Genomic DNA, 19,002 nt, shown 5'->3' on the forward strand with positions numbered 1-19,002 from the left:
ATAGCTAACTGGTTTGGTCTCTGATTATAACAAAAAAGCAGGACCAAGCAGCCCTACTTTTCCGTGTTGTTATTGTAGTTCAACGGTTAAATCCCCAGTTTTCAGGTGTTCTTTTTTGATTAATATCGGTCTGACAATAAGTGAAATAACACCTGGCAAGACAACTGCAACCAAAATAAAAGCAGCAAGTGTGCTGAATCCGTAATTAGCTATTAAATAAAGTGGTGCAACAAACGCACATAACCCAAGCCCTGCCACCTCACTAGATGCTTGAATATGGAAAACCATCACACCAAGAGGTCCTGCAATTAAAGTCGTCAGTAATGGAACTAACATGACGCTAGGTTTTTTTATAATGTTTGGTGTTTGTAACTTTGGCGTACAAATAAGTTGTGCAAAAAACGCACCCCAGTTGTTATCTCGGTAGCTTAACACTGCAAATGATACAAATTGAACCGAACAACCAATTAACGCTGCTGCACTAGCAGTTGGATCTAATTGAAGCGCAATTGCAAGAGCGGCTGACGAAGCTGGACTAAGAATTAATACTCCAAAAACAAACGCGATAACCATAGATGAAATCAGCGGTGAACCTCCAATTAATGAACTAATTCCTAAACTAACAGAGTCTAAAATTGGCGCCATAATCTTAGCAAATAAAATACCACTAAGCCCGCCTGCCAGAAGCGATACCCCTGGAATTAAAATCATATCAAACTTAGTCTTTCCTGTTACACGCTTTCCAGTCCAAACTGCCACAATGACGGCTAAAATAGCTCCGACCGGTTCGCCACTAGTTATTCCAACACCCCCACCAGCAAGCGTCACCACTGCTCCACCACCAATAATAGCAGATGCCGCTGCACTTATCGTCACAAGTGTGTTTGCATGCAAGCACATCGCAATCCCAACGCCTATTGCCGGTATTAACATTGTCTTCCCAATTGCACCAATTGTCACAAGAACCGAAACTCCTGTCATTTGCCCGATGGTTTGTAAAAGAAGTCCGATTCCAAGTGTTACAAGAACCGCATTTGCTATTCCCATCGAGGCTTTATAGGAACGATCTATAAAATAATCCTTCATTTCTTCTCCCTTTCTAAAATGTATTCTTTCTCATTGTAATCACAACGAGGTAAAAAAGCTAGCTATAATGACTGATTATCATGCAAAAATGCTAAAAATGTTTCCGCGATTCGATTTTCTAGCATTTGTTTATTTTTTAGAACAGAAAATTTACGCATCAATATCTTATCTGTATGAAAGGTAAGCAAATCACCTTTTTTTATTTCTTCTTCTACGACGCATCTTGAAATAACGGTATAGCCAACCTCTTTAAGAACCATTTGTTTGACTGCCATATTACTCCAAGCTACGATCCGCTCTGTCACATTCCAACCATTTGTACTAATGACATGATCTAGATATTCACGCGTGCCTGAGCCTTCTTCCCGAGCAACCCAGGTCGTACCTTTTTGAATCTCCTCTACCGATCCACTTGCTGGACCAACAATACACATTTCATCATCTAAAAATGCACTTATTTCAAGATCTTTTTTATTTATTTGACCTTCAATTAATCCTATGTCGACTTGTAGCAATTCTACTTTATCGGCAATTTTTGCAGTATTCTCTATAATTAACTCTAGGGTAATTTCCGGATACTGGGCATGAAACTTAGCAATCATCGCAGGCAAATAGTACTCTCCTACTGTAAAACTAGCTCCAACTCGTAACCTTCCTTTTAAATGATGATGGTACAGGCTAATTTCTTCCTCGACTTGTTTGTACAGTCCTTCTAATTGTTTCGCCCGGTGATAAAGTATTTCTCCTGTCGCTGTTAAAACGAACTTTTTCGCTTGTCTGTATATTAATTCTGTATCATAATGCTGTTCTAACTTTTTTAGTTGCAAAGAAACAGCTGGTTGCGATATGTGTAATTCTTCCGAAGCTTTTGTAAAACTCTTCAACTCCACTACTCGAATATAGGTCCTAAGCGCTTCATCCATTTTATCCCCTCCATAAATAAATATTATCAATAATATAATTAATATAAATTTTACTAATAAAACTGGAAATGGTAAAGTAAAAACATAAAGAAAGGAGGGGTTATATGAGTCAATCTTTATTTCGACTTAAAACATTTTGGTATGGCATTGCACTTACTTTTTGTATCGCTGGATTATCTTATTTTCTAGCTAAACTACCATTTTTAATGATTCTTGGGCAACTTGTTACAGCTATTTTAATTGGTATTATTATTCGTGCTCTTGTGCCAATTCCTGACAAATGGTTTACAGGAATTCAGTTCTCTAATAAAGTCATTCTTCGGGCCGGAATTATCTTACTAGGTTTCCGACTAAATTTAGTGGATATTTACAATGCCGGATGGCGTGTTTTCCTCATTGCAGCTCTATGTCTTAGTTTTGGCATTACTGTCGTTTACTTTTTAGCCAAATTATTTGGGGTAGATAAAAAACTAGCGATTTTAGTTGCCTGTGGAACTGGGATTTGTGGGGCTGCGGCGGTTGTAGCCATTTCTCCTCAAGTAAAGGCAGACAACAACCAAACGGCGGTAGCTGCTACGATTATTGCTTTACTTGGAACTATTTTTACTGTTGTTTATACACTCATCTATCCTATTTTACCGCTTGGACCTGATGGCTATGGTATTTTCTCAGGTGCGACACTTCATGAAATCGCACATGTAATTGCTGCTGCTGATCCTGGTGGTACTTCCGCAGTTGATATGGCCGTTATCGTCAAATTAACTCGCGTAGCCTTGCTTGTACCAGTTTGTTTCGTCGTTGCAAAAATGGTGAATGTCGGAACAAAAAACCGCTTTTCTTGGGCTGAGCTTCCTGTTCCATGGTTTATTTTTGGATTTTTAGCAACCAGTGCCATTAATAGTTTTGATATCATTCCGTCATCTATAACAGATTTCCTTGTCGTTTGCGCTTATTTCCTAATTGCCATGTCAATGGGTGCCCTTGGATTGAATGTCCATTTACCTTCTTTTGGAAAAATGGGAGGGAAACCATTTGCCGCTGCATTTATTGGTTCTATTTTACTTTCTGCTTTCGGCTTAGGTTTGGTACTTTTGTTTCATTTAGCAGGTTAAGTTTCGCTCGTCACCTCAATTTATGATACAATAACTAGCACGAGGTGACTATTTCATGAAGAAAGCAATTTGGACTTGCCGAGCTTTTTTAGTCGGTTATTTTCTTATTCTGTATTTTACAGCAGATACTTATACCTTTTTGATTTTAAACGTCGGGCTTGCTTACATCCCTTTCGAAATAGCTGTGTTTCTTACTAAAAAACCTCGCGTTTGGTGGATTTTCTGGCCACTAGCTCTCGTTTGGTTAGTATTTTTCCCAAATTCTCCATATCTGTTAACTGATTTACTTCATTTACAGCGTTTAGAAATTTATGGTGCGGAAGGAATTTTATCCACTGCTCCGTGGCTATGGCGACATTTCACTTATATTATCGTTGGGGTCTTCTTTGGATTATTTATTGGATTTTGGTCTTTTGCCAAAATGCTTGCAGAAATCAGAAAACGATTCAACTGGACTAGCAAACTTAGCTATCAACTGCTTTTAACAGGGTTAATTCTATTATCTAGTTATGCTATTTACATCGGTCGGTTTTCACGCTTACATTCTATCCACTTACTGACACAGCCAATTGAATCGCTACAAGTTATGTTTGGCGTTTTCCACTGGCCATTCTGGAACTTTGTATTCTATTTCTCGATTATCCAATATGTTATTTACACGCTATTTAGTAAGTTTTCTAGCTCACTAAAAAATTAAAAACGTTTGTATTGTAGGAAAATTTCTTTTCTTAAATACAAACGTTTTTTAATCGATTTGAAGTTTACTACGCTCAGCTGAAAAGCCTTGTGGGTAGCGTCGTTTCAGTTTTTCAATATTTAGTTCTGCGACTGTTTCCATACTAATATCTGCCCATTTAGCAATTTGTGATACATACCAAAGTACATCGCCGAGCTCTTTGGTTAAGGCTTCTTTGTTTAAATCATGTCCGTGAAAAGCATATTTTTTAATCAAATCGGCAACTTCACCGGCCTCACCTGTAATTCCAAGTCCGTAGTTTGTCAGTGCCTGTTCGTGTGTTGCTGCAGTCCTGTTTGCTAAAATTTGATACTCTTTAAAATCCATATGTTTTCCTCCTTGCATTTCTTCCTTTCTTACTATAACAGATAAATTTTTTCGTTTGCAGTCTTGACTATTTCCTATTTATGCGAACCTATGCTCTATCAGTAGCTTTCATCTTTAAAATTTTTTTATCTTTTAAGCCTTATTTTTTTGAGTTAATTCCTTTATAATAGAAATAAGATTTCTGAAAGGAGTTTATATATGAAAATAGCTGGCTTAGTAATACTTCTTGTTGGTTTAATTGGCTTTGGTTTTTCTTTTAGCATCACTGGACTTATCGGTTTTGGTATTTGTATTATTTCCCTTATTTTAGTAATTGCAGGGATTTTTACCATGATTCGCTCAAAAAAACGCCGGAAACGTTCTTATTCTTATTAAATAAACAAGCTGCTTTATCTATTTGGTAAAGTAGCTTTATTTTGTTACTTCGACCAAGTTCGCGTCCGATTTTCTGCTAATTTCAATCGGATAACTTCTTCGGCATCCTCACCTAAACTCTCGACAATTTGCAAAGCATAAATCATCACATCTGCTACTTCTTTTAGCATTTCTTCTCGATTTTCTTTCACAGCTTCTTCATCAGTTTTCCATTGAAAGCATTCTAGTAATTCCGCTGCCTCTAATGATAATGATAGCGCCAGGTCCTTTGGATGGTTGTATTGATCTAACCAGTCACGTTCTTTTAGGAAAGTAGTAATTTCATTTTGTAATTCCTTCAAAATTCCAGCTCCTTTTGTAAAACGGCATTGTGAACAATTGCGCAAAAAAGCATAAAAATAAGCAAAAAGCCCCTTTAGAAGGAACCTGTCACTTATTCGATTATGCGTTTAAAGAAATAGCTTCTTCAATTTTATTAGGAGGAATAAAGCCATTTAAACGGTGGATTTCTTCGCCGCCTTTGTATAATACAAGCGTAGGTGTTTGTTGTACATCTCGATCAAAAAAGAAGTTTTCACCCATTTCTTCCAATTTTACTTTTAATACTTTCACTTTCTTTGCGATTTCTGAGTTTTTGAATTCAGCAAATGAAAGATCAAGCATTTTACAGTTAGGACAGTTGTCTTTCCAGTAGTCCACATATACTAATTCATCCCCACTAATATGAGCTGCAAACTCTTCTGGTGATTTGATTTCAATACTTGTCATTTCATTCCACTCCTTAGTGTTAAAATTTCTTTGACCCAATGATTGATAGCCACTCTGTCTTGTTCTGTATGTGGCATCTGTTCTACTTTTAAAGTTGGGTAGCTTGTTCCAAAATAAGTTGCCATTCGGTCGACAGCACCACAATAAAATTCCATACCCCATTGTGTTTCCCCAGTACCAAAAATGGCTATATTCTTGGGTTTAACGGCAAGTTCCGCGATAAAATCTTTCATATCTGGCGGTGTTCTTCCGTAATCGACTGTCCATGCCCCTAACATGTACAAATCAAAATCCTCATCAAGTGGATACTCAGCCATCGGGGATACGCGGAAAGACACAACATCATGCCCCTCACTCACTAAAATCCCTTCAATTTCATCGGCTACCATTTTCGTATTACCACTTAGAGAATCATAGGCTAACAAAATTCTCATAAATCGTCGAATCCGTTATCCATATTCGTTTTTTTATAACTTGAATTGCGCATTTCGAAAAAGTCGGTTTTTGTTTCTGTAAAATTATCTGCATAAGCTTTAATCCATGTCATTGTATTTTCGCTATGTCCTGGATAAAGTTCTGGAATACCAAGCATACCTAGCATTTTATTGGCACGATATTTGACGTAATCTACCATTTCCTCCACATCGATACCTTCAATACCTTGCATGACTTCTTCTGACCATTCTGTTTCAAGTTCTACTGCATGGCGGAAAGCTTCGTGTGTATATTCCACTAGTTCATCTGTTTGTAATTCTGGGTTTTCACCAAGGATCGCCCGAATAACTTCGGAGATAAACTTAGAATGTGCTAATTCATCACGATTAATAAAGCTAATAATTTTTCCTGTTCCAGTCATTTTATTTTGACGAACAAGATTGTAGAAGTAAGCAAAACCACTATAGAAATTAATTCCTTCTAAAATAGATGATTGAATTAAAGCTTTTACTAACGTTTCTCCTGTTTTATTATTCATGAAATCATCGTACGCTTCCATGATTGGCTCGTTACGTTTAATGATTGTTGGATGCGTTCTAGCTAGTTCAAACACACGATTTTGCTCTTGCAGATTAGTGATAGAAGCAAGTACATAAGAATAACTTTCATTATGAATGACTTCTTGTTGTGCAATAATCGCTGCATTCGCATGGACAGCTGGATCTGTAATGTACTCCGCAATATTATAAATAAAACGAGTTTGCGGAGAATCAAGTGTCGCTAGTAAGCCAATAATCGCATCGAAGGCATATTTTTCTTGTTCTGAAAGTGCAGGATATTGTTTCGCATCACTTTTCATATCTACTTCATCTGGAATCCAGTAATTAGTAGAAAGTTCTTTATAAGCTCGGTAGAAAGATGGATACGGTATATCATTCCAATTAAGAATGCCGCTAGTTTCTCCGTTTATGATTGAAGTAGAACGGTTTGGAAATAACGGTTCTAATATTTTAATACGTGTTAGTTGTTCTTTTTGGTCAGCCATCTAGGCAAGCCCTCCCTTTTGTTTAGTTTCAATTGATAGTTTTTAGAGATTTATCAGCTTGAGCACCATTCGCACTCTTCCACATCAATATCATTAGAACGAACATAGTACGTAGTTTTTAAGCCTTCGTTCCATGCAGTCATGTGAAGTTCAAGTAATTTACTTGCTTTGATACCACTTGGCACATAGAAGTTAAAACTAAGTGATTGATCGACGTGACGTTGACGACGCCCATTTTGACGAACACTTGCGAATTGGTCCACTTTGTATGCACCTTTTTCATAGTATGGGTAAGTGCTTAGATTCAAGTCTGGTGCAATAACTGGACGACGATAATCTTTTTTCTCTTCATAATAAAATGCACTGTAAATTGGGTCAATCGATGCAGTAGAACCAGCGATTTGCGCAGTACTCATATTCGGCGCTACAGCAACAAGGTACGCATTACGTAATCCTTTTTCCGCTACTTCTTTTGCAAGCTCTTGCCATTCAGGTGAATTGTAGTTGCGACGAGCAAAGTATTCTCCTGTATTCCAGTCACTTCCTTTGAATACTTTATAAGCACCTTTTTCTTGTGCTAATTTTGTACTAGCGCGAATAGCTAGGTAGTTGATTTGTTCATATAATTCATCGGCATATTTTTCTGCTTCTTCTGAGTCCCAAGCGATGTTTTTAAGTGCTAACAGATGATGCCATCCAAAAGTCCCAAGTCCAATGGAGCGGTATTTTTGGTTGGTAATGGTTGCTTGTGGTACTGGTAATTCATTTAAGTCAATCACATTATCTAACATTCGAACTTCTACTTCGATTAAACGTTCTAGCGTTCCTTCTTCCGCAACAACGGCACGACCTAAGTTAACAGAAGATAAATTACATACAACGAAATCTCCAGCTTGTTTCGTAATAACGATTTGATCTCCAGAAATAATTTCTTGGATCATTTTTGTTGGACTCATATTTTGCATGATTTCCGTACATAAGTTACTAGAATATACCATTCCTTCGTGTTTGTTTGGATTCATCCTGTTGACTTCATCACGATAGAACATGAATGGGTTTCCTGTTTCTAGTTGGCTCATCATCACACGTTTCATGATATCAATTGCTTTGACAATTTTTTTGCTGATTGTTTCGTCAGCTACTAGTTCGTCATATTTTTCGCGGAAAGTACCTTCTCCTTTTGATTCATCGTAGAAGTCTTGCAAGTACCAGCCTTTTTTCGCTTTTACTTCATGTGGATCGAATAAATACCATTCACCACGACGTTCTACTGCCTCCATGAAAATATCTGGAATACAAACGGCAGTAAATACATCATGTGCGCGTAAACGTTGATCTCCATTATTCAAACGTAAATCTAAAAACGACTCGATATCTTTATGGAATACGTCTAGATATACAGCAATCGCACCTTTACGTTGACCTAATTGATCGACACTAACCGCAGTATTATTTAATTGCTTAATCCAAGGAATAACACCACCACTTGCACCTTTTACCCCGCGGATAGCAGCGCCGGTTGAACGAACATAACCAAGATATGCGCCAACCCCACCGCCATGCTTAGACACTCTAGCAACGTCTGTATTGCTATCATAAATACCTTGTAAGCTATCATCTACTGTATCAATGAAGCAACTAGATAATTGTCCACCAACTTTTCCTGCATTTGCAAGTGTTGGAGTAGCCACTGTCATATAAAGATTGCTTAAAGCCCAGTATGCTTCTCCAACTAAGTTCATCCGTTTTTCTTTTGGTTCGTTTTGCATTAAGTAAAGTGCAATAGTTAGCCAACGTTCTTGTGGCAATTCATAGACATTACGTTCAGAATCAGTTGCTAAATAACGAGTAGCTAACAAATATAAACCATTGTAAGTAAATAATTTATCTTTTTCAGGATCAATTAATTTTCCTGCGTCAATTAGTTCTTCTTTAGAATAATTTTTTAAGATGTTTCCGGAATAAATGCCACGTTCGCCTAGGCTTTCTTGAAGTCCCACATAAGAACCATACTTGTCATCATCATTGTAAAAGCGGTTTTTACTTGCTTTTTTATATAATTTATTTAAATAAAGGCGTGCTGCAAAATGTTCCCATTCAGGGATATGAATGTCCGTACGTGCTTCGGCTTCCCGAATCAAGTAATCTACTAATTCATCTGCTGGATAATCTTCCTTTTTCTCTACAAAATTAAAAACCTTACGTTTGTAGTCTTCTAAGTCGAGTTTTGGAAATTCTTCATGGATTTTCTCTAAATATCCGTCCAATCGACTCTTATCAAAAGGTAGCTTTCTGTTTCCCCCGTCTTTTACTATGTAAGTTGTCATTTGCAATCCCCATTTCATCCTTTTTTCCTCGTTGTAAAAATATCTGATTCATTTGTGCGCTTTTACTCGTCAAGTGAATAATTATGTCCATCCATGGAGCAAAAAAATTAACTTTTAAAGGAGCAAATTCCCCTCAATAAAAGTTAAAAGGCGATGAAGCAATATTTCGCTTTCGATACTATATATAGTATAACTTTTTCATTGTGAATGCAAGATATAGTGCTTTTTCTTTTTAATAGAAATCTTCAAAACTACGATAAAGACAGGGTTTTTAGCTTAAAAAAATTTTTTCTAGGTTATTATATGTGCTTTACCACACAAATCATTCTGGCTAATACCACTACTTATTGTGTCTGTTTTTTCTCTTGTCATCTACATTTAGTAACCCGAAAATCTAATTTTCCGTCTTCACAAACTCCTTTCATTCATTCTGACAAAATTGTAAGGTTCCAAGGTGATTTTGTTAGTTAACGAATAGGATAAATTGGTCTTTTCATTGTAAACTTAATGTAATAAATCAAAACTGTTTAGGAAGGATGAAGAAGAATGTTTACAAAAAAGAGAGTATTAATAATGTTAGCCACAGTTCTTCTCGCTGTCTGTGCTATTTGGGAGTACGCGATACCAACTGATGCAGCTGTTAAGTCCTATTACCTTAAAGTTGAAGAAGCCGGAAAACCTGTACAAAAAAATCAATTTAAAGGTTATGAGTACGTATCGAAAGTATATGATGATAAAGGGAAACAAAAAACGCTTACTTTCTATTCCGAAAAACAATTAACAAAAGATAATCAATTCAAAATATTAATTGGCGAAAATAAAATGGTTGTTAATTATAAAAAAATTAAAAAGGTTCCTAACAGAATTAAATATTTAGCTGGACAATAAAAACGCCTTGCATGCACCTTTTAAAAAGGTTTTGCAAAGCGTTTTCAATTTTATAAGGCGATTCCATTACCTATTTATTTCATTCAGATAATTTCTTTTTCGCGTCGCCAGTTTTATCTTCTACTTCACCTTTAGCTTTTTGAGCTTTACCTTCGACTTGTTTTCCTTTGTCGTCAGTTGCTTTTCCAAACTTATCCTTAGCGTCACCTACTACTTTGTCTTTCAATCCTTTTGCCTTATCTTTCATGCCCTTATCTTCACTCATTAATATGACCTCCTAGATTAGAATTAGTTTCTAATGAAGAATGAATGTCTTCATACTAATGTGTTCCACTTTGACATAAAATTAAACATCTTTTTTAAATAGAGTGGATAGTTTGGTTCGTTTTGGCTGCTTGGAAGATTGCTTCAATCAGTTTTAAAACTTGATATACTTCTTCGTTTGAAACGATTGGTTCACTATCATTATTTAGCACATCTACAAAATTGTTATAAAAACTAGTGGCTAATTTGCTTGGTGATACAAGTGGTAGAGTCTCCGTTGCTTTTTCGCTTGGTGGTGCCATGGTTTTCGTTAACCCTTGACCAGCTTGAATTGGCGTTGGTTCCGATAACTTAGCGAGAGCAGTTGGTTTAACAATTTCTCCACTCAAATCCCAATCTTGAATGATTCCTGTTCCTTCCGTACCTTTAACATACCAGCGAGGTAATTTGATGAAGTTGGTTGTCCCTACTTCCACTTGCGCAGTTATCCCATTTTCAAAAGTGATAAAAGAAACAAATCCATCATCTACTTCATCCCCGAGCGCAAAACTTAAATTAGCTGAAACAGATTTCACATTGCTATCAATTAAGAATAGCAGTTGATCCAATAAGTGAACGCCCCAATCAAGTACCATTCCACCACCATGCGCTTTTAGATGGCGCCAATCGCCTGGAATACCATTTGCTCCGTGTACACGTGATTCAAGATGAAAAATATCCCCAATTGTTTTTTGCTCCATCATTTCTTTGATAATCAGGAAATCCTCGTCCCAACGTCTATTTTGATGCACCATAAAATGTTTATTTTCTTTTTTAGCAGTATCCATAATAACGAGTAAATCTTCACTTGTCATCGTAACTGGTTTCTCACAAACGACGTGTTTTCCAGCTTCTAATGCACGAATCGCCAATTCTTTATGACTATCATTGGGCGTTGCAATCAGTACTGCATCTACCTCGTCATCTGTTAAAACAGACTCAAAACTCGGGTAAATTTTCAAGCCTTTACCTGATGCTGCAACTCGTTTTTCTTCTAAAATATCAAATACACCGCGAACTTCTAAATTATCAGCAGCAGAAGCAAGTGTTACGTGATAACTCCCCATCCCGCCGTACCCAATAATCACGATTTGGTATTTTTTCATTTCAAGACATCCTTCCTAAATTAAGCCCACCACATATCCAGTGGCTTATCTTTTATCAAAATGGATTGTAAATTCGTCACAGCTCGGTCAAAACCTTCATCAATCGACATTAATGGATCTTCATGTTCAATACTAACTACATAATCATAACCATAAGTTCTAAGTGCACTCATAATGTCAGACCATTCTGTTAAACTATGCCCACATCCAACCGAACGAAAAGTCCAAGCACGTGTTTGCACATCTCCATATGGTTGCATATCTGTAAGTCCATACATATTAATGTTGTCTTGATCCAAATAAGTATCCTTCGCATGGAAATGGTGAATTGCACCTGCTTTTCCAAGAATTTTAATCGCACCAACTGGATCAATACCTTGCCACCATAAATGACTAGGATCAAGGTTTACACCAATGGCATCATTTGTTTCTTCACGCAATTTTAAAATGGTGTATGGCGTGTGGCAGAGGAAACCACCATGTAATTCAATACCAATTTTCACATCTGCTGCCGCTGCAAGTTCACCAATTTCTTTCCAATAAGGAATTAGTTTCGTTTCCCATTGCCAAGCTTTAATGTCGCTATATACGGTTGGCCATGGTATCACTGGCCAGTTCGGTGCTTTGGCATCATCGCTATCTCCTGCTGTTCCTGAAAATGTATTAACAACTGGCACATTCATTAAAGAAGCTAACTTAATCGATTTACGTAAAATTTCATCTGCCGCAGCCGCCTCTGCTTTATTTGGTGAAATCGGATTGTCGTGGCAACTAAAAGCACTAATTGTTAAACCACGGCTAGTAAACTTTTCTAAATACGCAATACGAGCTGACTCGCTTTCTAGTAGTTCATCTGTTGGACAATGATGGTTCCCAGGGTTTCCGCCTGTTCCAATTTCTACTGCATCTAGTCCAGCTGCTTTTACTTTGTCTAACATATCTTCTAGTGATAAATTTGCAAATAATGGTGTAAATACGCCTAATTTCATTTTATTTCCTCCCCATTTTTTCTAGTGGTTGATGATTCCCATATGCTGGATAGGTATCTCTTCCATTTGCGCACCAATGAACCCCGTTGATAATCACTTGCTGAATGTCTGGGTGATGGTATGTTGGGTAAGATTCATGACCTGGTTGGAAATAGAAAATCCGCCCATTTCCTCGTTTATACGTAATGCCACTTCGGAATACTTCTCCACCTTCAAACCAACCTAAGAAAATTAATTCATCTGGCGCTGGAATATCAAAGTGCTCACCGTACATCTCTTCTTCGTCAAGCTCAATAAATTCACCAATTCCTTTAGCGATTGGGTGAGATGGATCTACTACCCAAAGTCGCTCTCTTTCATTTGCTTCACGCCACTTTAAATCACAACTTGTTCCCATTAAGCGCATGAAAATTTTCGACATATGACCGGAATGAAGAACAATCAGCCCCATACCTTCTAATACACGTTTTTGAACTCGGTCGACAATGTTATCTTCTACACGATCATGGCCCATGTGTCCCCACCAAATAAGGACATCTGTGCTTGCAAGAACTTCTTCAGTAAGCCCGTGTTCTGACTCTTCTAGTGTAGCTGTTCCCGCATCGAAACCAGCTTTTTCTAGAAAATGAGCAATTTGTCCATGGATGCCATCTGGATAAATCGCAAGTACTGCATCATCTTCTTTTTCATGCAAAAATTCATTCCAAACTGTAACTCGTGTCATATTACTTCTCCTCCAATAAACTTGCTAAATAGTCGCGTCCTCTACTTACACTGATTAACGGATCTTCTTCAAATGCTTCTTGTTCAATAATCAGCCACTCGGAGCCACTGTTTAAAGCTGCGGTGATATATCCTTGAATATCTAATACCCCTTCTCCGATAATCGTGCTTTCTTTTTGCTTGGCAGACCTGTCTTTAATATGCACTAAAGGAAGTCGTTGCTGGTATTTTTCAATAAAGGGAATGACACCCACACCCGCGTACTCTAGCCAATAAGTATCTAATTCCACATTCATTCCTGGTACGTTTTCTAACAACATTTCGAGACTTGTTTGATTAGAAAGCCTCTCCAACTCGTGAGCATGATTGTGGTAGCTCAACGCAAGACCTGCTTCATTGATTGTTTGCGTAATTACTTGAAGTTGTTTGCTAAATTCAAACCATTCTTCTTCCGTTTCAAAATCTGCATAAGGACATACAATATGCCTGTTTCCTAGTTCTTTTTCAAACAAAATCACATTGTCTAGATCCGCTTCTAATTGTTCTTTACTAATATGTGAACCTGCAACTTCTAGTCCAAGCTCAGCTAGTTTTGCTTTTATTTCATGAGCTGATTTCCCGTAATATCCAGCGAACTCCACACCGTCGTAACCCATTTCAGCCACTTTTTCTAGTGTTCCAAAGAAATCGAGTTCACAGGCTTCTTTGACACTCCACAATTGCAAAGCTATTTTTGCTTGCATAAAGATTCAGCCTCCTTAATTAAAATAAACTGGTTGTCCGGTTTTAGATGATTCATAAATGGCTTCTAAAATTTGTGTCACGACAAGTGCTTGTTCTGGTTTTACAACTGGCTCTGTATTGTTTAAAATTGCATCCAACCACTGTTCTGCTTCGATTAACGCAGGATCATCTCCTTCACCGTCATAAAAATCTACGCCATCTGCATCCAATTGGATTTTCTTTTCGTACATTTGACTATATGCTTCTCCGTTAATTCGTAAACCGTCTTCCATATCTGCGCCGCCTTCTGTTCCACTAAGAGAAGTTCTTGCTTCACCAACATCTAGCGTATTAAGTGCCCAGCTTGCTTCTAAAACAATCGTTGCACCATTTTCCATTGTAATGAAACCAAATGCGGAATCTTCTACCGTAAATTTCTTTGGATCCCATGAACCCCAAGCATTTGCTGCATTTTCTTTTTTGGCTAATTTATGATAACTATTTCCGACAACATATTTTGGTTTATAATTGTCCATCATCCAAAGCGTTAAATCAAGTGCGTGGGTACCAATATCAATTAGTGGTCCACCGCCTTGTGCTTCTTCATCTAGGAATACGCCCCATGTTGGTACTGCACGACGACGAATTGCTTTTGCTTTTGCATAGTAAATATCACCTAGCTCGTTATTTTCACAAATTTGGTGTAAATAATCGGAGTCTTTACGGAATCTATTTTGATAGCCAATTGTTAGTTTCTTTCCAGTACGTTCTGCCGCTGCAATCATACTTTTAGCTTCTTCCGCTGTTTTTGCCATTGGTTTTTCGCACATAACATGTTTACCGGCTTCCATTGCTGCAATCGAAATTTCAGCATGCGAAATATTTGGTGTACATACGTGAATAACGTCGATTGATTTATCTTGGAGTAAGTCTTGATAATTCGTGTATACGCTTGCATTTTCTGCACCAAATTCTTTTGCTGCTGCCTCTGCTTTTTCTCGTACAATATCGCAAAAAGCAACCATTTCTGCTTTCTCAGCTTTTAATAAGCTTGGCATATGTTTCCCGTTTGCAATGCCTCCACAACCAATAATTCCAACTTTCAATGACATATAAAAAACCTCCAATAGTTTTGATAGTTACATCATACAAAACTACTAGAGGTATTTCTTCCTGTTTTATTGCTTAATTATTCCCGTATATTGCCTTCCTGTATTTAAGTGGTGCTACTCCCATCGCTCGTTTGAATGCATGATGGAACGTTTTAACACTACTAAAGCCCGCAAGTTCTGCCACTTCAGTTACTGGAAATGCTTCATTTAATAGCATCCACTTCGCTTTATTGAGACGATAATCATTTAAAAATGTCACAAAAGTCATTCCGGTGTTTCGCTTAAAAAACTTTGTAAAATAATAAGTACTAAATCCGGTATAGTCTGCTACTTCTTGCAAGCTAACAGGTTCCTGATAATGTTTTTCTACATAGGAAAAAATTTGATCTAATTTATGTAAAGTTTCTTGTGATTTAAGTACAGCTTGTTCAGAAATCACACTGTCAGGCTGGGTTTTTATTTGTGGGATTGCACGGTAAATAAGTACAATAATCGATAGTAAATCCGCTTTTAAAATGTAGTGTTTCCCAGGTTTATCCTCGTTTGCCTCTGCGTGTATTTCCATAATCAGTGACTGCATGTTTGCAACAACTGCTTCTGGCCATTCTCTACTCAAATGAGCCATTTCTGTAAGCATTTCCCGAAGTGGTTTTCCCATGTCGTCCATCTGCATCTCTTCTTGAAATAAGCTTAAATCAAACTGAATAACAATCCGCTCACTATTTGGAGAAGCTAAAAAATAATGGACATTCCCGCCGTTAATAACTTGAATTTCGCCTTCATTTAATTGAATCGGCATATCGTTTATCCCTAAATTCAAGCTACCTTTTAATGCGTAAATTATTTCGATTTCTTTGTGCCAGTGAGGATACACAAGTACCTCACCCTCATTGATGAATGACCGAAAAGGAAAAGCTTTATTTAATTCCGGAATTTCCAAGTAATCACTCATAGTATAACTCCTCTTTTTTTCTTCATTTTATCATAAAAAAGAAGACAGCCGTTAGACTATCATCTTAAAGTTTATAAAATTAATGATTCATATGGAATTTCGTTAAACAATTTTTCAGCATTGACAACGATTGGAATTTTCGTATAGAGTAAATAACCTTCTTTTTTTAGTTCGCTCAGTGTAAGACTAAGGTATTCCCGCGTTATCCCCATAAACTTAGATAAAAATGTAGTCGATAACTCTGGAGGAATTTGGATATTACTACCATTAGAAATTCCATATTCATATCCAAGCGCTGCAATAACATGCTTGACGCGATCTTTTACTTTAAGAGTATTCAGTAAACAGCGACGTTGCAGTATCATAATTTCTTTTTTGGATTGATAAAGCATAAATTCTTCCATGCTAACGTGTTTTTCAACCATAAAAATAAAGAAGTCTCTATCCACAGCTGTAATAACACTGGCTCTTGGCGATAATAGTTTAGCTCCCATATTTCGCTTTAATTCTAGGGACATAAAGGAAGCAAAATTACAAATATCACCTTGTTTTAATAATTGATTATACCCTATGTAATCATCAATTTGTGTTCCTTTCATAACGATCCCTGTTTCAACAAAATAAATACCGGTTACAAAATCAACATCAAATAGTTCATTTTTTGAAAGCTTAATACTCATACTATGTTTTGCAAAATCACCAGACTTCTTACAAAAGTGGAGTGGATTGACTAAAATTTCATGCTGCCTTTTTTCTAATGTATTCATTATGAATTCCTCCTCTAAAGTATAATATCATACATCGAAATTACGTTAGAGATAGGATAAAACGAATTAACTATCATTCCAGCTTAAAAAGAAGATATTTTTTACTTTTTAAGTACCAAAATCAAATTTTTTGTAGTTCAAAATGAATAAATAAGGATTTTTTGTGACATTTTTGTTTCGGGTTTTTTCGATGATTTTCAAACTTTTTCACCTTTTACACTTTAAAACCAATACTTATTAAGTTTATTTTTACAAGACATCCATATTTCTTATCACCCATGGTTTATGACTATCATCTAAAATTTCTTCTTTGCGTAATTTTAAGACAATAATGTTGGTATACTCTCGTGTCGTGTTAGCATATTGAGCCAAAATAGAGTTATTAATCTCTTCTGGTAAAATATATTCTTTTTCTTTCGTTACTCGTCCCATATATAAACCGATATCTTTTAGACAAGCTCGAATACGTGCTTCTTTCTTCATAAAAGTACGCTTACTTGCTTTAAAATAAACTTTTCTTGTATAAAGCAAATTAGACAATAAATAGAGTGCTTTTTGGTTCGACTCATCTAAAGCCTTTTCCACAAAACCAGGATCTAACACCCAACATTTTACTTCGGTCAAAGTACGTAAACTGGAGTCTTCAGGTTCTTCTTTAATGATTGGCACTAAATTAACAGCTACTTCATCTCCAACAAAACAAATAATCCCAGAATCACCTTGGTCATTTTGAAGACAATAGGCAAAATAACCACTTTCTACTAGATAAATTTTGAAATCATTGGAATCATTTAATATTATTTCTTGGCCTTTTGCTAGTGTTTCTTGATAACAATATGTATGAAAATCTTCCTTTTTCTTGAGTAGTTGTAGCAATGATTTTGTTGTTGCTTCTTTGAAAATCTCTTCATCTGAATACATTTTCTAACATCCTCTCATTTGTTTACAAAAAAATGCAGAAATCAATATTTCTGCATTTTAATTAAAATAGGGGTTCGTTGCTTTTTCATGACCAATTGTTGTCATCTCTCCGTGACCAGAATAAGCTCTCAAGTCATCTGGAAGGACAAATAATTCTGTTGTAATACTATTAATCAATGTATCAAAATCACCAGTATATAGGTCTGTACGACCAATACTGCCTTTAAATAGTGCATCGCCAACAATTACAAAGTCATCAAAAATAAAACTTAAACTCCCAACAGAATGTCCGGGTGTCGGTACAACTTTAAAATGAAAACCTTCGATATTATATTCTCCAAGCTTAAATTCATGTTCTGCAGGATTAGCAACGATTGGTGTTCCTGCAATACGCGCAGATAGATTTAGTTCTGGGTTTGAAAGCCATTCTTGTTCTTTCGGGCTAACATAAACCGGAATCGAATAAGCTTTCCGAATTTTTTCCAAAGCTCCAATATGATCATAGTGACAATGCGTCAGTAAAACTGCTATCGGCGTCACTTGAAGTTCCGCAATTACCGCTTCGATTTTACTTGCTTCTGCTCCTGGATCAACAATGAGCGCTAAGCTATCTTGATAAATAATATAGCAATTTTCTTGAATTATTCCAGTCATGATTCGTTTAATTTTTGTCATTATACTTCCACCTTCCTGCACATTTCTCATTATACCGAAATTCCCGCTCTACTTCAATATTCCTTGTTTGTAATCACTTATGAGATATACTACAATGGATACAGAAGTTTAAAAGGAGGAATAAACAATGACTGCAAAAATGTTACATACATGTATTCGAGTGAAAGATTTGGCTGAATCGATTAATTTTTATGAGAATGCTTTGGGTTTAAAAGAAGTTCGGCGTAAAGATTTTCCGGATTTTGAATTCACACTAGTATATATGGCTTTTGAAGAGGGCGGATTTGAACTAGAACTAACATACAATTATGACCAAAAAAAGGCTTACGATTTAGGTAATGGTTATGGACATTTAGCTGTTGGTGTTCCTGATGTCCATGCCTTACTAAAAGAACATCAAGTTGCTGGCTATACAGTGACCGACTTAAAAGGACTTCCAGGTGAAGATCCGTTTTATTACTTCCTAACTGACCCAGATGGTTATAAAACAGAGATTATTCAAGATGGCGCATTATAGAACTGGAGACTTTCCATGGTAAAATATTTGATGATTATTTTGATTGCACTTGCAATTAATGGTATTAGCTTTCTTTTTGATAATGATATTGCTAATCTCATTGCTGTCATTATCACCGCATTATTACTTGTATACTTAATGCTCGATTTAACCAAAATGTATCGACGTAAATAGTAAAAGCCAGAAAATCAG

General features: G+C 36.5%; 24 protein-coding genes. 6 read left to right on the forward strand and 18 right to left on the reverse strand.

Going from position 1 to position 19,002, the window contains the following annotated elements; all coding sequences use genetic code 11:
- Positions 1-69: 69 nt before the first annotated feature.
- Positions 70-1,086 carry a PTS sugar transporter subunit IIC gene (locus CKV67_RS11105; protein WP_014093474.1) on the reverse strand — a complete coding sequence of 339 codons (1,017 nt, stop codon included), beginning with the start codon at positions 1,084-1,086 and terminating at the stop codon, positions 70-72.
- 62 nt (positions 1,087-1,148) lie between these two features.
- Positions 1,149-2,009, reverse strand: coding sequence for a LysR family transcriptional regulator (locus tag CKV67_RS11110; protein WP_014093475.1), 861 nt, complete (start codon positions 2,007-2,009; stop codon positions 1,149-1,151).
- Positions 2,010-2,113: 104 nt separating this feature from the next.
- On the opposite strand from CKV67_RS11110, the gene CKV67_RS11115 reads away from it, so the two are divergent.
- Together CKV67_RS11115 and CKV67_RS11120 are read left to right on the forward strand one after the other, a co-directional pair.
- The gene (locus CKV67_RS11115) at positions 2,114-3,121 is read left to right on the forward strand and encodes a YeiH family protein (RefSeq protein ID WP_014093476.1); all 1,008 of its coding nucleotides are present in this window, start codon (positions 2,114-2,116) and stop codon (positions 3,119-3,121) included.
- A 55-nt stretch (positions 3,122-3,176) separates the two neighbouring features.
- Complete coding sequence (locus CKV67_RS11120; RefSeq protein ID WP_014093477.1) at positions 3,177-3,818, forward strand: DUF1361 domain-containing protein; 642 nt, start codon at positions 3,177-3,179, stop codon at positions 3,816-3,818.
- A gap of 48 nt (positions 3,819-3,866) precedes the next feature.
- On the opposite strand, the gene CKV67_RS11125 is transcribed toward CKV67_RS11120, so the two are convergent.
- On the reverse strand, positions 3,867-4,184 hold the full coding sequence (locus tag CKV67_RS11125) for a nucleoside triphosphate pyrophosphohydrolase family protein (RefSeq protein WP_014093478.1): 318 nt from the start codon (positions 4,182-4,184) through the stop codon (positions 3,867-3,869).
- Between the two features lie 198 nt (positions 4,185-4,382).
- Between CKV67_RS11125 and CKV67_RS11130 the strand changes: the two genes are divergently transcribed.
- A complete protein-coding gene (locus CKV67_RS11130) occupies positions 4,383-4,559 on the forward strand; it encodes a hypothetical protein (protein ID WP_014093479.1) in 177 nt (58 codons plus the stop codon).
- Positions 4,560-4,603: 44 nt separating this feature from the next.
- Here the strand turns inward: CKV67_RS11130 and CKV67_RS11135 are convergent, their stop codons facing one another.
- The 5 genes from CKV67_RS11135 to CKV67_RS11155 all read right to left on the reverse strand — a co-directional run bounded on the left by CKV67_RS11135 (position 4,604) and on the right by CKV67_RS11155 (position 9,152).
- A complete protein-coding gene (locus tag CKV67_RS11135) occupies positions 4,604-4,900 on the reverse strand; it encodes a nucleotide pyrophosphohydrolase (protein WP_014093480.1) in 297 nt (98 codons plus the stop codon).
- A 100-nt stretch (positions 4,901-5,000) separates the two neighbouring features.
- Positions 5,001-5,327 carry a thioredoxin family protein gene (locus CKV67_RS11140; protein ID WP_003720525.1) on the reverse strand — a complete coding sequence of 109 codons (327 nt, stop codon included), beginning with the start codon at positions 5,325-5,327 and terminating at the stop codon, positions 5,001-5,003.
- On the reverse strand, positions 5,324-5,761 hold the full coding sequence (locus CKV67_RS11145) for a flavodoxin (protein ID WP_014093481.1): 438 nt from the start codon (positions 5,759-5,761) through the stop codon (positions 5,324-5,326). Before CKV67_RS11145 ends, CKV67_RS11140 begins: the two co-directional genes overlap by 4 nt.
- A complete protein-coding gene (locus tag CKV67_RS11150) occupies positions 5,758-6,807 on the reverse strand; it encodes a ribonucleotide-diphosphate reductase subunit beta (RefSeq protein WP_014093482.1) in 1,050 nt (349 codons plus the stop codon). The genes CKV67_RS11145 and CKV67_RS11150 overlap by 4 nt, the downstream gene beginning before the upstream one ends.
- Positions 6,808-6,860: 53 nt before the next feature.
- Positions 6,861-9,152 carry a ribonucleoside-diphosphate reductase subunit alpha gene (locus CKV67_RS11155; RefSeq protein ID WP_014093483.1) on the reverse strand — a complete coding sequence of 764 codons (2,292 nt, stop codon included), beginning with the start codon at positions 9,150-9,152 and terminating at the stop codon, positions 6,861-6,863.
- Between the two features lie 528 nt (positions 9,153-9,680).
- On the opposite strand from CKV67_RS11155, the gene CKV67_RS11160 reads away from it, so the two are divergent.
- A complete protein-coding gene (locus CKV67_RS11160; protein WP_014093484.1) occupies positions 9,681-10,022 on the forward strand; it encodes a YxeA family protein in 342 nt (113 codons plus the stop codon).
- A 79-nt stretch (positions 10,023-10,101) separates the two neighbouring features.
- Here CKV67_RS11160 and CKV67_RS11165 read toward each other — a convergent pair whose 3' ends face one another.
- The 10 genes from CKV67_RS11165 to CKV67_RS11210 all read right to left on the reverse strand — a co-directional run bounded on the left by CKV67_RS11165 (position 10,102) and on the right by CKV67_RS11210 (position 18,293).
- Positions 10,102-10,287 carry a CsbD family protein gene (locus CKV67_RS11165; protein WP_003722282.1) on the reverse strand — a complete coding sequence of 62 codons (186 nt, stop codon included), beginning with the start codon at positions 10,285-10,287 and terminating at the stop codon, positions 10,102-10,104.
- A 94-nt stretch (positions 10,288-10,381) separates the two neighbouring features.
- Entirely contained in the window at positions 10,382-11,431 is a 1,050-nt protein-coding gene (locus CKV67_RS11170; protein ID WP_014093485.1) for a Gfo/Idh/MocA family protein, read from the reverse strand.
- Positions 11,432-11,451: 20 nt separating this feature from the next.
- Positions 11,452-12,420: a sugar phosphate isomerase/epimerase family protein gene (locus CKV67_RS11175; protein ID WP_014093486.1), complete on the reverse strand. Its 969-nt coding sequence runs from the start codon at positions 12,418-12,420 to the stop codon at positions 11,452-11,454.
- 1 nt (position 12,421) lies between these two features.
- A complete protein-coding gene (locus tag CKV67_RS11180) occupies positions 12,422-13,144 on the reverse strand; it encodes a ThuA domain-containing protein (RefSeq protein WP_014093487.1) in 723 nt (240 codons plus the stop codon).
- 1 nt (position 13,145) lies between these two features.
- Positions 13,146-13,886, reverse strand: coding sequence for a sugar phosphate isomerase/epimerase family protein (locus CKV67_RS11185; RefSeq protein WP_025280046.1), 741 nt, complete (start codon positions 13,884-13,886; stop codon positions 13,146-13,148).
- Positions 13,887-13,901: 15 nt separating this feature from the next.
- The gene (locus CKV67_RS11190; RefSeq protein WP_014093489.1) at positions 13,902-14,978 is read right to left on the reverse strand and encodes a Gfo/Idh/MocA family protein; all 1,077 of its coding nucleotides are present in this window, start codon (positions 14,976-14,978) and stop codon (positions 13,902-13,904) included.
- 73 nt (positions 14,979-15,051) lie between these two features.
- Positions 15,052-15,930, reverse strand: a complete 879-nt coding sequence (gene gadR / locus CKV67_RS11195; RefSeq protein ID WP_014093490.1) for an acid resistance transcriptional regulator GadR — start codon at positions 15,928-15,930, stop codon at positions 15,052-15,054.
- Between the two features lie 71 nt (positions 15,931-16,001).
- Positions 16,002-16,697 carry a Crp/Fnr family transcriptional regulator gene (locus CKV67_RS11200; protein ID WP_014093491.1) on the reverse strand — a complete coding sequence of 232 codons (696 nt, stop codon included), beginning with the start codon at positions 16,695-16,697 and terminating at the stop codon, positions 16,002-16,004.
- A 249-nt stretch (positions 16,698-16,946) separates the two neighbouring features.
- Positions 16,947-17,618, reverse strand: a complete 672-nt coding sequence (locus tag CKV67_RS11205) for a Crp/Fnr family transcriptional regulator (RefSeq protein ID WP_014093492.1) — start codon at positions 17,616-17,618, stop codon at positions 16,947-16,949.
- Between the two features lie 57 nt (positions 17,619-17,675).
- Complete coding sequence (locus tag CKV67_RS11210) at positions 17,676-18,293, reverse strand: MBL fold metallo-hydrolase (RefSeq protein ID WP_014093493.1); 618 nt, start codon at positions 18,291-18,293, stop codon at positions 17,676-17,678.
- A 127-nt stretch (positions 18,294-18,420) separates the two neighbouring features.
- Here CKV67_RS11210 and gloA point away from each other — a divergent pair, with 127 nt between their 5' ends.
- Together gloA and CKV67_RS11220 are read left to right on the forward strand one after the other, a co-directional pair.
- Positions 18,421-18,810, forward strand: a complete 390-nt coding sequence (gloA, locus tag CKV67_RS11215; RefSeq protein ID WP_014093494.1) for a lactoylglutathione lyase — start codon at positions 18,421-18,423, stop codon at positions 18,808-18,810.
- 15 nt (positions 18,811-18,825) lie between these two features.
- A complete protein-coding gene (locus CKV67_RS11220; protein WP_014093495.1) occupies positions 18,826-18,984 on the forward strand; it encodes a hypothetical protein in 159 nt (52 codons plus the stop codon).
- Positions 18,985-19,002: the final 18 nt, after the last annotated feature.

The organism is Listeria ivanovii subsp. ivanovii (assembly GCF_900187025.1).
GTDB lineage: Bacteria > Bacillota > Bacilli > Lactobacillales > Listeriaceae > Listeria > Listeria ivanovii.